This window comes from Parafrankia sp. FMc2 (assembly GCF_041008525.1).
Lineage (GTDB): Bacteria > Actinomycetota > Actinomycetes > Frankiales > Frankiaceae > Parafrankia.
In genome coordinates this window covers 53,737-69,529 of sequence record NZ_JBFLUG010000023.1, presented here as the reverse complement: position 1 = coordinate 69,529, position 15,793 = coordinate 53,737, and the positions used below count along the sequence as shown (strand labels likewise).

The window sequence follows — 15,793 nt, the reverse complement described above, 5'->3', positions numbered from 1 at the left end:
CCCTGCAGTCGAGTTACTACTCACAGCGACCAGGTCGTCGACCGTTTCGTCACTCGACTGCTGTGACCGGCAGTGTTCACCGGGACTTGAGCGCCGCTATAGAGATCCGTAAGCACCTCTCGCCATCATCGGACCAGTTGGACGCGACGGGGCCTGGTGGGCACACCGGGCCGAGCGGGCGGCGGGCGTCTTCCGCCGGTGCCGCGGAGGTGTCCCCTCCGGCGGCCGCCGAAGCTGGGAAGGGATCACATGACGGAGGTAGCAAGCGGCGATCGGCTCCGGGTGGTCATTCCGGAACAGGACGACCGACGCGGGCCCCACCACAGGCTCACCCAGTTGTTCGACCCGGGCTCGTTCGTCCCGTTCGCCGGCGCAGGCGCCGCGGCGGCGAGCAGCCGCGTGCTCGCCGGCCGGGGCCGGATCGACGGTGACGTGACCGTCGCCTTCTGCACGGACGGCACCCGCATGGGCGGCGCCCTCGGCGCCGAGGGTGCCGCCCGGATCGCCGCCGCCATCGAGGAGGCGGTGCGCATCGGGCGCCCCGTCATCGGCCTGTGGCACTCCGGCGGGGCGAGTCTCGGCGAGGGTGTGCAGTCCCTCGACGGCATCGGCCGCATCTTCTCCGCCATGATCCACGCATCGGGCAGGATCCCGCAGATCTCGGTGGTACTGGGGCCGGCCGCGGGTGGCGCCGCCTACGGGCCGGCACTGACCGACGTCGTCATCATGGCGCCGGCCGGCCGCATCTTCGTGACCGGCCCGGACGTCGTCCGCAGCGTGACCGGCGAGCAGATCGACATGGAGGGCCTCGGTGGAGCCGACGCCCACGGCCGCCGGTCCGGTGTCGTCCACGTGCAGGCCTCCTCGGAGAGCGACGCGTTCGCGCGGGCCCGGCGCATCACCGGTCTGCTCGCCGGGGCGGGCCCGTTCGTTCTCGATCCCGGCCTCACCGCCGAGCTGGACGCGGACGAGCACCTGCGGCCCGACCCGGGCGCGCTGCTGCCGGAACGGCCCCGCCGGGCCTACGACGTCCGGCCGCTGATCCTGCGCATCCTCGACGACGGCCCGCACCCGTTCGAGGAACTCCAGCCGAAATGGGCCGCGAACGCGGTCGTCGGCCTCGGCCGCCTCTATGGCCAGCCCGTCGGAGTCATCGCGAACAATCCGATCCGCAAGGGCGGCTGCCTGGACTCGCTCAGCGCGGAGAAGATCTCCCGCTTCGTCCGGATGTGCGATTCTTTCGGCGTTCCGCTCGTGGTGCTCGTGGACGTCCCCGGTTATCTTCCGGGTGTTCGGCAGGAATGGGACGGCGTGGTCCGCCGCGGCGCCAAGCTGCTCTATGCGTTCGCCGAGGCGACCGTGCCCCGGGTCACGCTGGTCACCCGCAAGTCGTTCGGTGGGGCGTACATCGCGATGAACTCCCGCTCGCTCGGCGCGACCGCCGTCCTCGCCTGGCCGGAAGCCGAGATCGCCGTCATGGGTGCCGAGGCCGCGGTCGGCATCCTGCACCGGCGTACCCTCGCCGCCGCGTCCGAGGAGGAACGACCGAAGGTGCTCGCCGAGCTCGCCGAGGAGCACACCCGCTCCGCGGGCGGCGTCGACCGCGGGCTGGCCCTCGGCGTCATCGACACTGTCATCGACACGGCGGACACCCGCCAGTGCATCGCCGAAGCCCTCGCCGGCGCACCCGCCCGCCGGGGCGACCACGGCAACATCCCCCTGTAGCACCGCCCGGTGGCACCCCCGGCGGCACCGTCGGGGGTACCACCGGGGAGTGCCGCTGACCGGCGGCCCGATGCGCCCGTTCCGGAGATCTGACGCGACCGCGAGAAGCCTAAAAGGTAATCGATTCTAGCTTTCCCGAATAATAGTGCGGTAAGTTTTCGTCCGATGGCGGCCCTATGATGCGGAACCATGACGTTCTCGCCTGCCGGATGGAGTCGGATCGCCGGTGCATTTATTTCATTGGTCTCAGGAATACTGGCGGTAGGGCTCGCCTTCTGGACGGCCGTACCCGCCTCGGCGGCAACGCCGCTGTTCATCGGGTGGACGGGCCTGCTGCCACCGCTTCCCACCGCGTACACCCCGGCCGACGTGCAGGAGTGCACCGACGGCGATCCCAGGTGTGTCGACGCGACGATCGCGCATATGCAGGTCCGCTACGACCCACTGGCGGCGAGCTGTGACCACAACGCGGTGTTCGCGCTGACCTACCTGCGCACCACCGAGGAATACCGGCGGGTGGCGGCACAGCCTGGTTTCTTCCAGGACGTCTCCTACGTCAACACCGAGGACGCCGTGTTCGCCGCGTACTACTTCCACGCCTATGACAGCTGGCGGGCCGGCGGCGGCACCGAGGTTCCCGCGGCGTGGCGGATCGCGTTCGACGCGGCAGCGGGCCGCCGCCTCGCCGGCGCCGGGAACATCCTGCTGGGCATGAACGCGCACGTGAACCGGGATCTGCCGTTCGTGCTGGCCTCGCTGGGGCTGGTCTCGGCGGACGGCCGCAGCCGCAAGCCCGACCACGACAAGGTCAACGTCATGCTCAACCAGGTCGTCGACCCGCTGCTGCGCGAGGCGGCCGACCGGTTCGACCCCTCGATCGACAACATCGCGACCCCGCTGGGCCTGTCGTACACCGTGCTCATGCAGCTGCTGGTGACCTGGCGGGAGACCGCCTGGCGCAACGCCGAGCGCCTGGTGAACGCTCCCACCGCCGAGGCGCGCGCCCGCGTCGAGAGGGAGATCGAGACGGCGGCCGCGGTCACCGCGACCACCCTGCGGACGGTGTACTCCGTACCCGGCCTTCTTCCGCTGGGCCAGGACAGGAACGTCTACTGCATGGCACGTTCCTGATGCCTTGACCGACTGGTGCCGGTGGCCGGCTCATGCGTGGGCCGCCGGCACCGGCAGTCCACTCTCACGATGGATCGGGGGCCGTCGGTGACATCGGTGTCGCGTGACACTGTCCAGATACCCGAGCAGGGGCCAGCCGGCGACCGGCGGGTGGACGCCGCCCAGCTGCTCGACACACTCGGCGAGGTGGTGTTCCAGACCGACGCCGAGGGCCGGTGGACCTATCTCAACAGGGCGTGGGAGAGGCTCACCGGTTTCGAGACCGGACCCAGCCTGGGAACCCGTTTCCTCGACTACGTCCACCCTGACGAGCTGGAGTACACGATCACCCTGTTCATGGGGGTGGTCGCCGGCGGAGCTGATCACTGCCACCACGAGACCCGCTACCGCACCCGGGACGGCAGCTACCGCCGGGTCCAGATCCGGGCGATGGTGATCCGCGACGAGACGGGCGCGGTGGTCGGCAACACCGGCACGATCCTGGACGTCACCGCGTCGCGCCACGGTACGGAGACGATCGGGGAACATGCCGCCCTGCTCGAACTGGTCCCGGCCCAGGTCGGCGGCGGCGACCTGCCGGTCGGCGTGGCTGTCTACGGCGCCGACCTGCGGCTGCGGCGCACCTCCCCGGTCATCGACCGGATCGCCGGTGCCCCGCAGCGCCTCGGTGCCCCGCTCTCCGACCTGGTGGACCTGCTGTGGCCGGCCGACCCGCGACAGCGACCCCTCGGGGGTGAGTGGGGCATGGTGCCCACCGCGCTCCGCACCAACCATGCCCAGACCGGCGACCTCGACGTCACCGTCGGCCGCGGGCCCGTCATGTCCCTGCGGGTATCGGTGATCCCCAGTCTGCAGGACGGCGAGGAGGTGCTGGCGGTCGTCCTCACCGACATCACCGACCTGCGCCGGGCCGAGAACCGGCAGGCGGGCCTGGCCCGGCTCGGCAGCCATGCCGTGTCCGGTTCCGGAGTCGACGCCCTGGTCGCCGAGGCGATCCGTCTGATCACCTCCGTCCTCGACGGCACGCGGTGCGAGCTGGTCCGGCCCGACGGCCATATCCCGGACGGGGAGCCGACCATCGTCACCGCCCGGATCGGCGGCGTGTGGTCTCCGTTTGGCTTCCTGGCGGTCTGGCCGCCGGCAGCGCGTCTTCTCGGTGCGGACGAGAAGACGTTCGTCCAGGCTGTCGCGCACGTCCTCACCGCGGCCCTCGAGCGGGACCGGGCCGAACACGAGCTGCGCGGGCTCTACGAACGGGCCGAACGCGGCAAGGCATGGCTCGCCGCGAGCGCCCAGATGACCGCCGGCGTCCTGACGGCACCCGGCATGCCGGCCGCCTTCGACACGGTCGTGGCCATGGCGCGGCAGATGGCGGCCGTCGACCTCGCCGCGATCGCTGTCCCCGACGAACACGGCAACCTGGTGCTCACCGCGGCTGACGTCGCCTCCGACCTGCCCGTCCGGCCCGACGCGCTGCGCGGCCTGGCCATCGGGCTCGCCGGCAGCCAGATCCGCGACGAACTGGCCCGCAGCAGGACGGTGCTCCTCGACTGCCTCGACCTTCGCGGCAGCCGCGTCCTGCCCGCACCGGACGTCCCGTTCGCCACCGCGCTGATCGTCCCGATGCGTCTCACGGACCAGTCACCGGCCGTTCTCATCCTGGGCAATCGTGCGGAGAGCACCCGCCGCCCACCCGGCGACGTGGAGCTGGTGCAGGCGTTCGCGAACGACGCAGCCCTCGCCGTCGAACTCGTCCGCGCCCAGCAGGAACGCGCCCGGCTCGCGGTGTTCAAGGACCGGGACCGGATCGCCCGGGACCTGCACGACCAGGTCATCCAGCGGCTGTTCGCGATCGGCCTGCAGCTGCAGTCCCTCGTCCGCCTCATCGGGGACCTCGCCGCGGCCCGCCTCACCGCCGCCACCAGCGCCCTCGACCAGACCATCGAGGAGATCCGCCGGACCATCTTCGCCCTCCAGCCCTCGTGAGTCCCTCCGTCCCTGCCGGCCAGGAGTGATGATGCTGTCGAGCAGTCCGCCCCGAGGAGACCGACGAACCGGCGGCACCAGCGGTGACGCATGCATCACCAGCCGTGAACCAGCCAGCACCAGCCGGGCGGGACCGGCGCATGTGGCCGCTGTACGCGGCAGGATTCACCACCGCCTTCGGCGCCCACGGCATCGCCGCCAACCTCGGCGGCTTCTCCGACGACGCGGTCACCTCGCTGCTGGTACTCGGTGGTCTGCTCGCCCTGTACGACGGGGCGGAGGTGCTGCTCAAGCCGATCTTCGGCACCTTGTCGGACCGGATCGGCGCCCGCCCGGTGCTGCTCGGCGGCCTTGTCGCGTTCGCCGCCGCCTCCGCCGCCTATGCGATCGCGGACAGTCCGGGCTGGCTGTGGGCGGCCCGGCTGGGCCAGGGGGCCGCGGCGTCCGCCTTCTCCCCCGCCGCATCAGCCCTGGTCGCGCGGCTCAACCCGGCCGCCCGGCACGGCCGGGCGTTCGGCAGCTACGGCTTCTACAAATCCATCGGGTACACCCTCGGCCCCCTGCTCGGCGGCGTGCTGGTGTGGGCCGGGGGCCTGCGGCTGCTGTTCGGCGTGCTGGCGGTGCTCGCGGCCGGCGTCGCCGCCTGGGCCGCGTACACCGTCCCGGCGGTCCCCCCGCTGCCCCGGGCCCGCCAGACGGTTCTCGACCTGGCCCGGCGCCTGGCCGAGCCGACCTTTCTCGGCCCGACCGCTGCACTCGCCGCGGCGACCGCGGCGCTGTCCGCAGGCGTCGGTTTCCTGCCCGTCTCCGGCGCCGCCGCCGGGCTCGGAACGATCGCGACCGGCGCCGCGGTGTCGGTGCTGGCAGCCTGCGGGGCGCTGGTCCAGCCCCGGGCCGGGCGTGCCCTCGACGCCGGCAGGCTCACCGCCCACGCCGGGATCGCCACGGGGCTGCTCACGACCACCGCCGGCCTCGGCTGCGCCATGCTCCCAGGCCTTGGCGGTGTCCTCGCCGCGGCGGCTCTCATCGGCGCCGGAACGGGCCTGATCACTCCCCTCGGCTTCGCCGCCCTCGCGGGCGCCACCCCCGCCGACCGCCTCGGCCAGACGATGGGCACCGCGGAACTGGGCCGCGAGCTCGGCGATGCGGGCGGCCCGCTCCTGGTCGGCGGCATCGCCGCGTTCACCACCCTGACCTACGGCTATGCCGCCCTCACCGTCGTTCTCGCAGCCGGCGCAGTGATCGCCCTGGCCCACGGTCGCGGAGGTCGCGGAGGTCGCGGAGGTCGCGGAGGTCGCGGAGGTCGCGCTGACGATGAACGAGCCGGTCCGTAGTCGCGGGTGTTGACGACGAGCGCGGCGTTCCCCCGGGACCATGCATCTCGGCCGGGCCATGCGGCTCGACGTTCGGTCCCGGCCGGCGCCGGTCAGGCCTGGGATGGCTGCGAACCGGCAGGGCCCGCGGGGCCGGCGGGACCGGCGGGACCCGCGGGACCGGCGGGCCGGTGGGCGTCGACCCAGGCGTCCACCACCGCCCAGTGCATGGTCAGCCAGTCCGTGCGCTCCGTGCCCGCCGCGGGAAGCTCTCCGGCCGGAATCCACCACCAGCGCACCTCCATCGGCTCCCGCAGCGGCAGCGCCTGCCACACCAGGCCCGGTGTGACCAGGCGGTCCAGACCCGTATGAGCAACCACGACCGTCCCGGCGACGGTGCCGGCGTCCAGCGCGGCGAGCACCCCGGCGGGCCGCGGCGGGAGCACGTGGGTGAGGTCCTCGGCGATCTGGGCCCGGGCCCGCTGCCCGCGGCGGCGCAGTCCGCTGATCACCCGCCGGCGGCGCCTGGCGGTGAAGTTCGCCCCTTCGGGAAAGATGATCAGCGCGTCCCGGTCGGTCAGCCGGGCCGCGAGCTCGTTGACCCGCGCGACGGCCGTCGCGTCGGCGCCGTCCGTCCGCAGGAAGCAGGCGCCGAGCCGGCCGAGCAGGATGTCGATCGCCGGGTCGAGCTGAAGGCTGGCCAGCAGCACGACCCGCGGGATTCGCTGGTAGCGGTTCAGCACCAGGTCGACCAGCACGAACGAGTCGCCGGCACCGGCGTGCCTGCTGGCGACCAGCACGGGGCGGCCGGCGCACCCGGGCCCCCCGGGCGGAGGCTCGTGCACGGTCAGCCGGAAGCGCATCAGCCGGCGCGCTGCCGCCACGACCAGCCCCAGCATGCCGCGCAGCAACGCGAGATGGGCCTGCTCCCACCGCATCCGCAGCAGCGGCCGGACCAGCCAGAGCCCGAATCCCGCGATGATCACTACTGCCTCGGCGGCGAGGTAGGTCGCGGCCAGCGCGGCGATGCGACTGAGCCGTAACCTCCGGTCCAGCGGCACGCCGAGCAGGCCCAGCAGCGCCACCGCGGCCCCGAGCGCCGTCCCCCCGAGCGCGACCGGGACGAACACCGGATCGATGACCAGCCGACGGACGGCCCGCGGCGGGACCCTCACCTGGCCCGACCCGACCCCGATACCCCGGGCGGCACAGGTGGCCGGGACGGTGCGGCGGACGCGGCGGACGCCTGCGGCGGGGCACCGGTTCCGATCCGTTCGAGGTGCTCGGCGGTGGCCTGGCGGGCCTGCTCGATCCGGCGGCGCACCCCGGCGGCCGACCGGTAGCGCAGCCCGAGCAGCGGCGCCCCGTTCCCGCTGCCCACCGGCAGGACGTGCACCGCCACCCCCGCGGGCAGACTCGCCATCGCGTCGGCGAAACCACGGCGGCGGGCGATCTCGAAGGCGACCAGCCCGGCCTCCCACGGCCAGCGCCCCGGCCTGAGTGGACGTTCGATCCGGCCGACGTGCAGCACGTACACCGTCCGCGCGCCGAGGGCCACCGCCCGGCCCACCGGGGTGCTGTCGATCAGGCCACCGTCCACATAGTGCTCGCCGTCGATCTTCACCGGCGGGAGCAGTGCGGGCACTGCGCAGGATGCCAGGACCGCGTCGACGAGCGGCCCCTGCCCGAACCAGTGCGCCGCCGCACGCTCGATGCTGGCGGCGACACACTGGAACGGCACGGGCAGCTCCTCGAAGGTAACCGCGAGATGCTGGTGCAGCATCCGCCGCAGCGGCGCGTTCGAATGCAGATAGCCATGCTGGACGACCGTCGCCAGGCGCTTCGCCGGCCCGCCCGCGAACACCTCCGAGCTGCCAAGATCGGACCACAGCTCGGTCAGCCGGCCGATCGCGGCGGCTGTCGGGTCAGCGGCGACGACCGCGCCGTTGATGGCCCCGACCGACGTGCCGACGACCAGGTCGGGCCGGCAGCCGGCGTCCAGCAGCGCGCCGAGCATGCCGACCTCCGCGGCGCCGAGCACGCCGCCACCGCCGAGCACGAAGGCCACCGGGCCCGCCTGGGCAGTGGGCGTAACAGCGGTCACCGGACGCTGCTACCCACGCGGACGTGTACCCATGCGAGCGGCCGCGGATCCTCCGGTGGCCTTCAGGGGCTGAGCTCGTTGCCACACAGGTTCGGCTCGACGATGAGGTAGCCGCTTCCCGTGGCGTTGACCTGGACGAAGGAGTAGCAGGTGGTCGACCGGCCGGCATTCGTCCGGAAGCTGATCGGGCTGATCAGGCCGCCGGCATCGTAGCTGTTCACCGCGCGGAGCTTCGTGATGAAATCCGGCCGGGTCGGGCACTCGCCGGCAAGGCGGAGGCCCTCCAGGAAGATGTCGGTGCTGATGTAGGCCAGCACCGACGTGTCGTTCTCGGGGTGGGTGACCTGCGGCGCGTACCGGCTCATCGCATCGAGATAGGTTTTCGTCGCCGGCCCGCCGAGCTCCAGCGGCCGGTGGACCAGCGGCACCGTCATTCCCGCGGCCTGCGGACCGAACCTCTCGAGGAGCTTCTTGTCGTAGCCGTTGGTGGAAAGCACGACCTGTGGCGCATGGCCGGCCTGGCGCAGAACAGCGAGAACAGCGATCAGGTTTTCCGGTGGAATCAGCCCGATAACCGTGTCGGCCCGCGCGGCCACAATCCTCGCCGCCAACGCCGCCGGATCATCGAAACCCGGAGTGAAGTTCACGGTGTCGACCACGGAGACGCCTATGGCATTCATGCTGCGCTCATACTTGTCGGCGGTGTCGGAGATGCCCGTCGACAGCGCGGTCTGCAGGATCACCGCGCGAGTGCCGCCCTGGGAACGCACGAACTGACCCTGCGTGTCGACAGCTATACCGGTCACGTAGGTGAAGGCGAACATGTTCCGCATCGTCGACCAGACCGGCTCGCTGGCAAGGCCCGTCACCGGGATCTCGTTACTCAGGAGGTAGTTCGCGCTTCCGGACGCCGCCACGGAGAGCTCCACGATCCCGAACACCTCCTGTTGCTCGACAAGATCACGGGCAGCGATCGCGTTCCCCGCGGGCGATCCCTTGTCGTCGCGCCACTGGTAGACGACTCTTCGGCCGTTCACCCCGCCGGCCGCGTTCACCTCACCCAGCCGAGCATCGATCCCACCGCGAACGGTGTCGAAGTTCTCCGCTGCCGGCCCGGTGTCCGGGGAGAGCACACCGATCTCGATCCGGTCGGCGCTCACGCCCGGTGCGCCGCAGACAGGCGCCGCGCTCGCCTCGGGGGACGTACAGCTGGCGAGCAGGCCGGTCGACCCGAGGGTGACCGCGGCCAGCATCGAGCACAGCGTCCGACGGCGGGTGAGCATCGGGCCCCCTGGATGATGGTCTCGAAACGAGGAAGGCGATCGGGTTCTATTCGCGTGTCACACATGACAAAAAAGTGACGACTCGATCACCGCTGAGATCTCCCGTGATGTGAAGCCTATGACCGACGAACCGCCCGCCGACCATATTGAATACGGGGCGCGTGCGTCACGAACGATACCAGGGCACCCTAAGCATGGTAAGCCCAGATGGTCCCGCCGGGACCATCTGGGCTTACCATTTGATCCGAGCCACTGATTTCGTCGACTCGACTTTTCCCTGAATTCACCGCGAGGCCATTTTCTCGTTGCCTCGCCAACGCGGGGATTCTTCACCAGTATGTTCCTGCCGGCACCACGGCAGCGCAACGGCGCGCCCGCCCGGGGAACGCCATGCCGCTCCGGCCGCCACCACATGGTGTCACAGCAGGCGATGGCACCACCGCGAAGCGCCACGCGCGGCGAGCCGAGCGACGGTGATCAGCGCTGTCCGACAGGTTCGCGGGTGGCGCATTCGAGGTACATGCGGGCATCACGGGGTTTTGGGAGCCGCCCGCGCGGAATAGCGGACGTGTCGGTACCCGCCTGCGACGTGCCGCCACGATGATGGGTCCGGGCCTGTTGCGCAGGGGTGTCGGCGCGGGTACGAACGCGGGTACGACGGAGACGGAGCGTGGTCATGGGCAGCACGCACGAGGTCGAGCGGAAGTTCGACGTGGACAGCACCTTCGCCTTGCCGGCGCTCACCCGCGTGCGCGGCGTCAGTTCCGCCTCCGGCGTCGAGGAGCGCCACCTCGACGCCGTCTACTACGACACCGACGACCTGCGGCTGGCGCGCAACCACCTGGTGCTGCGCCGGCGCCAGGGCGGCGGAGACCAGGGCTGGCATCTCAAACTGCCCGCTGCGGACGGGGAGCGCGACGAGATCCAGCGCGCCCTGGGTGATCCCCACGTCATCCCGGAGGACCTGCTCGACCTGGTCGCGGTACGCACCCGCGGGCACGAGCTGCGGCCGGTGGCCCATCTGTCCACCGTCCGCCGTGCCCAGCGGCTGAGCGATGCGACCGGCGCCGACCTGATCGAGGTCGCGGACGATCTGGTCAAGGCCCAGACAATGGGCGACAGGACGGTCGTGTCGACCTGGCGCGAGATCGAGCTCGAGGCCGTCGACGAGGCCGGAACGAGGATCCTGCCCGCCACCGCGAAGGCGCTCCGCGAGGCGGGCGCCCGGCCGTCCCGCGCCCCCGCGAAGCTGCTGCGCGCCCTGGGCGACGATGTCGGACCTGCCGAGGTCGAGATCCCTGCCGGGCCGCTGACCGGGGCGGCTTGCGCCGGCGCGGTCATCCACGGCTATCTGGCCGAGCAGACGGCGCAGCTTCTGGAGGAGGACCCACGGGTCCGCCTGGACACCCCGGAAGCCGTGCACGACATGCGGGTGGCGGCCAGGCGGCTACGCAGCACGGTGCAGACGTTCCGCCCGCTTTTCGACCCGGCGCGGGCGGCCGAGATCCAGACGGGGCTCAGGGCGCTCGGCGAGGCTCTCGGCGTCCCGCGCGACGCCGAGGTACAGCTGGCGCGCCACCTGCGCGCCGTCGACGCACAGCCGACGGAAGCCGTCCTCGGCCCCGTCCGCGCCAGGGTGGAGCAGACCTTCCTGGGTGAGCGGCTCCGCGGCGCGCAGAGCGCCCTCGCCTACCTCCGCGGCGAGCAGTACCTGACGTTCATCGAGACCCTGCTGGCCTTTGTGGCTGACACGGGGCAGACCGCGCTTGCCCGTCGTCCCGCGTCCCAGGTGCTCCCGAAGCTGGCCCGCAAGGCGGATCGGCGGCTGACCCGGCGGGTGGCGCGGGCCGAGCACGCGGCAGCCGGCCGGCCCAGGGATGTCGCCCACCACGACGCCCGCAAGGCGGCCAAGCGGCTGCGGTACGCCTGCGAGGCGGTCACCCCCGTCTTCGGCCCGGATGCGGCGCGGCTCGGCAGGGGGGCGAAGACGGTCCAGGACATGCTCGGCGAGCACCAGGACTGCGTCGTGGCCCGGGAGCGGATGCGGACACTCGCGATCGCGGCGAACCTGGCTGGCGAGTCGTCCTACACCTACGGGCTGCTCACCGGCGCCGAGAACGCACGCGCCGAGCGGACGATCGACGAGTTCACCGCGCGATGGCCCAAACTCGCCCGCAGGCGCTACCGGCGCTGGCTCCATGGCTGAGCGGGCCGTGTCCCCCCGGCCCGCGGTCGAGCCGCCCGCGCCACCCCGGCCCGCGCCACCCCGGCCCGCGGCACAACGCGCCGTGTCCCCCCGGCCCGCGGCAGAGACGTCCGCACGCGGGCCTGTCGACCTGCGCCGCGCGTTCCGGCGGCACGCGGCCGGTGTCACGATCGTGACCATGGCGGGCCCGCTCGGCCCGGTGGGCTTCACCGCGACGTCCGTGGCGTCGCTGTCCGAGGAGCCGCCGCTGGTCTCGCTGGCGCTGTCGACCCGCTCGTCCCTCGCCTCCGTGCTGACCGGGGCCAGCACGCTCGTGGTCCATCTGCTCTCCGCGGGCCACCACGACCTGGCGGCCCGGTTCGCGCGGCCCGGAGCCGACCGGTTCGCGCCCCCGACCCACTGGCGCAGGCTGCCCGGCGGCGAGCCCCTGCTCCTCGACGCGGAGGTCTGGATGCGCTGCCGCATCCGGCGGCGCACGGTCGAAGGGGACCACCACCTGGTCATCGCGGAGATTCTGGAGAGCCGCGTCGGCCGGGCTGACCCGCCGCTGATCTACCACGACGGCAGCTACGGCACAGTCGGACCACGGTCGGGGTCAGGATCAGGGCCGGGACCGAGCAGCGGGGCGGCCCGGCAGGCCGCGCCGCCCGGCGACGGCGATCTCGGCATCCGCTGACGCGGCGCGGCGGGGGGCGGGGCGCGCGACGCGCCAGCGGCGATGTGGTGACGTTTCAGGGCCGGCGCAGCAGCATCGCGCCCGCCGGGGCGAGGCCGCCGGTGCTGACGGCGACGGCGGAACAGCCGTCGACCTGACGCGGGCCGGCCTCGCCACGCAGCTGGACGACAGCCTCGTGGATCATGCCCATTCCGTGCGTGCGACCGGCGGAGAGCTGCCCCCCGTGGGTGTTGAGTGCCACGACTCCGCCCTCGCGGGCGATGTTGTGACCACCGGCGACGAAGTCCGCCGCCTCGCCGACACCGCAGAAGCCCATGGCCTCCAGCCACGACAGACAGTTGAACGTGAAACCGTCGTAGAGCTGCGCGGCCTGCACGTCGGCCGGGCGCAACGAGGTGCGCGACCACATGTGCGCGGACGGGCCGAAGGTCTGCGGCTCGTGGCTCATCGTGCTCTGGTGCCAGAGGAAACGCTCCGTGACCTGGGTGCCGACCGCCTCGACGAACACGGGCGGCTTGGCGAGGTCGGGCGCGGTCTCCACCGCCGAGACGATGACGGCGATGCTCGCGTCCATCGGGACGTCGCAGTCGTACAGCCCGAACGGAGTGGTGATCATGCGGGCGGCGAGGTAGTCGTCCATGGTCATCGGGTTGCGGTACACGGCGTGCGGGTTGAGCGCCGCGTTGGCCCGCTGGTTGATCGCGATCCAGCCCAGGGCCTCACGGGTGGCGCCGTAGCGGCGGAAGTAGTTCGAGGCGATCATGCCGAGGTTGAGCGCGACGGAACCCAGGCCGTACGGCGCGACGTACCCCTGCGGCCCCGCCACCCGGCCGCCCCGCCCACCTATGCCGTAGGGGCTGGCGCCCCCGGGGTTGGCCGCACGCTGCTGCGCGGCGTACGTGGCCTGCCACACCGTCCGGAAGCACAGGACGTGCCGGGCGAGACCGCTGGCGACCGCGAGCATGGCGCCGATGACCGCGCCGCCGGGGCCGAAGGTCTCCGCACCGCCGTTGTACCAGGTGGGCTGGATACCAAGGGTGTCAGCGAGCGCGACCACCCCGCCCTCGGTGAAGCCGCCGATCAGCTCGCCACCGGGGAAGGTGGACAGCCCGTCGATGTCGGCCAGGTCCAGCCCGGCGTCGGCGACCGCCGCTCGGGCGGCGGCGGCGGCCAGGGTGAGCGGTGGCAGCATGAGCCGCCGCCCGACCGGCGACATGCCGATGCCGGTGATCGCCACTCTGTCCTCGAACTTGTCCGCGCGGACCATGGGGCGCACGTGCCGCCCGTGCTCGGCAGGCGGCACGATGTCGTCGGGCAGCGGCCCGAACACCGGGCCGTGGACGATCCCGCCCGGCTCGGACGAGGCAGGCAGGTCGGGCGATGCCGGCAGGTCGGGCGGGTCCGGTGGCAGTGGTGGCAGCGGCGGGTCCGGCGCGAAGACCGGTAGCCAGACGTCCTCGCTCTGCTCGAACCGCACGCTGACCCGCAGCCCGACCCCCGCGTCCGCGGGCGGGACGTCCACCAGGCTCGTGACCACACGGACCCGCGGATCCTCGTCGATCGCCACGGAGGCGACGACGAAGGGGGGCGGGAAGGCCGGCTCCCACTGCTGATGGTTGACGGTGACGCCGACGACGGTCCCGCGACCGCTGACCTCGGCGACCCCTCGGCGCTCGGAGCGGCAGTACCGGCAGACCGGCTGCGGGGGGTGGGTGAGCGAGGCGCAGTCCTCGCAGCGCTGGAACCGCAGGATGCCGTCCCGGCCCGCGGACCAGTAGAAGGCGTTGAGATCGTCCACCACCGGCAGCGGGCGGGCCACCGGGGCGCCTCCGTCCCCGCCGGCCTGTCCGTCGTGCTGTCTCTTGCCATCGCTGTCCCGAGTCGTCACACTCCAGATAATATTTTTGAGACTTGAGAAAGCAATCCCCCGAGACTGCTGGAGGCGCCCTGTGTGGGAGTTCGAGACCGAGCCCGAGTTCCAGAAGAAGCTCGACTGGGCCGAGGAGTTCGTCACGGAGGAGGTCGAACCGCTCGAGACCCTGTGGCGCAACCAGGTCTTCGAACGGCCGATCAACCCGACCCTGGCCCGCATCGTCGACCCGCTCAAGCAGCAGGTCCGCGACCAGGGGCTGTGGGCCTGCCACCTCGGCGCCGACCTCGGCGGCCAGGGCTACGGCCAGGTGAAGCTCGCGCTGCTCAACGAGATCATCGGACGGGCGGCCTGGGGGCCGGTGATCTTCGGGACGGCCGCGCCCGACACGGGCAACGCCGAGATCCTCGCCCACTACGGGACCGAGGAGCAGAAGAAGCGCTACCTCCAGCCCCTGCTGGACGGCGACATCGTCTCCTGCTTCGCGATGACCGAGCCGCAGGGCGGCTCCGACCCGAGCGTGTTCACCACCCACGCCGAGCGGGACGGCGACGGCTGGGTCATCAACGGCCTGAAGTTCTTCGCCTCGCACGCCCGGTGGGCGTCGTTCTACCTCGTCATGGCGGTCACCAACCCGGACGTCAGCGTCCACCAGGGCGCGTCGATGTTCATCGTGCCCAGCGACACGCCGGGCATCGTGATCGAACGCAACCAGGCGCTGTTCGGGCAGGAGAAGGCCGGGAACGGCACCCACGGGACCGTCCGCTTCACCGACGTCCACGTCCCGGCCGAGAACGTTCTCGGCGGTGAGGGGCAGGCCTTCGCGATCAGCCAGACCCGTCTCGGCGGGGGGCGGATCCACCACGCGATGCGCACTGTCAGCCAGGCCCGCCGCGCCCTGGACATGATGGTCGAACGCGCGCTGAGCCGGGAGACGAAGGGCAGCCGGCTGTCCGACAAGCAGTCGGTGCAGAACTACCTGGCCGACTCCTACGCCGAGCTCACCCAGTTCCGGCTGTACGTGCTGTACGTGGCCTGGCGCATCGACAAGCTGAAGGACTACCGCGCCGTCCGGCACGACATCGCCGCCGTGAAGGTCCTCACACCACAGGTCATGCACAACATCACCCAGCGGGCGCTGCAGGTGCATGGAGCGCTCGGGACGACGAACGACCTGCCCCTCAACGAGTGGTTCTCCGGCTCGATGATCCTGGGTCTGGCTGACGGCCCCAGCGAGATCCACCGGGTGACAGTCGCGCGCGCCGTGCTCCGCACGGGCAAGCCCGCCGAGGGCATGTGGCCGACCTACTACCTGCCGAACCGGCAGGAGAAGGCCCGCAAGAAGTACGCCGAACTGCTCGGTATCGACGCCACCGACGCGGCGCTCCAGGGCGGGGAAGACATCGCATGAGCACGACTGACGCGAACCCGGCGTCGGCTGCGGAGCTCACCGCCGGCGCCGGCGGTGAGGCCGAGGCCGCCGTCACCGCGGGTCTCGA

Annotated in this window: 11 protein-coding genes; 7 read left to right on the top strand and 4 right to left on the bottom strand. The window is 72.0% G+C overall.

Translation table 11 applies throughout. From position 1 onward, the window contains the following. Positions 1-249 precede the first annotated feature (249 nt). From AB1460_RS11205 to AB1460_RS11190, 4 genes are all read left to right on the top strand, one after another. Entirely contained in the window at positions 250-1,725 is a 1,476-nt protein-coding gene (locus tag AB1460_RS11205; RefSeq protein WP_368960869.1) for an acyl-CoA carboxylase subunit beta, read from the top strand. 240 nt (positions 1,726-1,965) lie between these two features. Continuing rightward, the gene (locus AB1460_RS11200) at positions 1,966-2,856 is read left to right on the top strand and encodes a DUF5995 family protein (RefSeq protein WP_368960868.1); all 891 of its coding nucleotides are present in this window, start codon (positions 1,966-1,968) and stop codon (positions 2,854-2,856) included. Between the two features lie 87 nt (positions 2,857-2,943). Further along, a complete protein-coding gene (locus tag AB1460_RS11195) occupies positions 2,944-4,842 on the top strand; it encodes a PAS domain-containing protein (RefSeq protein ID WP_420497248.1) in 1,899 nt (632 codons plus the stop codon). 140 nt (positions 4,843-4,982) lie between these two features. Beyond that, entirely contained in the window at positions 4,983-6,176 is a 1,194-nt protein-coding gene (locus tag AB1460_RS11190; RefSeq protein ID WP_368960865.1) for an MFS transporter, read from the top strand. 92 nt (positions 6,177-6,268) lie between these two features. Here the strand turns inward: AB1460_RS11190 and AB1460_RS11185 are convergent, their stop codons facing one another. From AB1460_RS11185 to AB1460_RS11175, 3 genes are all read right to left on the bottom strand, one after another. After that, on the bottom strand, positions 6,269-7,330 hold the full coding sequence (locus tag AB1460_RS11185; protein WP_368960863.1) for a 1-acyl-sn-glycerol-3-phosphate acyltransferase: 1,062 nt from the start codon (positions 7,328-7,330) through the stop codon (positions 6,269-6,271). Continuing rightward, positions 7,327-8,223 (bottom strand): patatin-like phospholipase family protein, encoded by an 897-nt coding sequence (locus AB1460_RS11180; protein ID WP_420497252.1) that lies wholly within the window; start codon positions 8,221-8,223, stop codon positions 7,327-7,329. Before AB1460_RS11180 ends, AB1460_RS11185 begins: the two co-directional genes overlap by 4 nt. Before the next feature lie 98 nt (positions 8,224-8,321). Beyond that, positions 8,322-9,542 carry an ABC transporter substrate-binding protein gene (locus AB1460_RS11175; RefSeq protein WP_368960860.1) on the bottom strand — a complete coding sequence of 407 codons (1,221 nt, stop codon included), beginning with the start codon at positions 9,540-9,542 and terminating at the stop codon, positions 8,322-8,324. A 676-nt stretch (positions 9,543-10,218) separates the two neighbouring features. Here AB1460_RS11175 and AB1460_RS11170 point away from each other — a divergent pair. Continuing rightward, the gene (locus AB1460_RS11170; protein ID WP_368960859.1) at positions 10,219-11,748 is read left to right on the top strand and encodes a CHAD domain-containing protein; all 1,530 of its coding nucleotides are present in this window, start codon (positions 10,219-10,221) and stop codon (positions 11,746-11,748) included. Positions 11,749-11,755: 7 nt separating this feature from the next. Next, entirely contained in the window at positions 11,756-12,424 is a 669-nt protein-coding gene (locus tag AB1460_RS11165) for a flavin reductase family protein (RefSeq protein ID WP_420497247.1), read from the top strand. Positions 12,425-12,479: 55 nt separating this feature from the next. Here the strand turns inward: AB1460_RS11165 and AB1460_RS11160 are convergent, their stop codons facing one another. After that, positions 12,480-14,243 carry a thiolase C-terminal domain-containing protein gene (locus AB1460_RS11160; RefSeq protein ID WP_368960857.1) on the bottom strand — a complete coding sequence of 588 codons (1,764 nt, stop codon included), beginning with the start codon at positions 14,241-14,243 and terminating at the stop codon, positions 12,480-12,482. Positions 14,244-14,373: 130 nt separating this feature from the next. Between AB1460_RS11160 and AB1460_RS11155 the strand changes: the two genes are divergently transcribed. Next, a complete protein-coding gene (locus tag AB1460_RS11155) occupies positions 14,374-15,705 on the top strand; it encodes an acyl-CoA dehydrogenase family protein (RefSeq protein WP_368960856.1) in 1,332 nt (443 codons plus the stop codon). The last annotated feature ends 88 nt before the right edge of the window (positions 15,706-15,793 follow it).

What these genes read in the sequence shown, in the direction of transcription:
- AB1460_RS11205 (WP_368960869.1), top strand. Translation starts at nt 250, where the DNA reads ATGACGGAGGTAGCAAGCGGCGATCGGCTCCGGGTGGTCATTCCGGAA.
- AB1460_RS11190 (WP_368960865.1), top strand. Translation starts at nt 4,983, where the DNA reads ATGTGGCCGCTGTACGCGGCAGGATTCACCACCGCCTTCGGCGCCCAC.
- AB1460_RS11175 (WP_368960860.1), bottom strand. Translation starts at nt 9,542, where the DNA reads ATGCTCACCCGCCGTCGGACGCTGTGCTCGATGCTGGCCGCGGTCACC.
- AB1460_RS11170 (WP_368960859.1), top strand. Translation starts at nt 10,219, where the DNA reads ATGGGCAGCACGCACGAGGTCGAGCGGAAGTTCGACGTGGACAGCACC.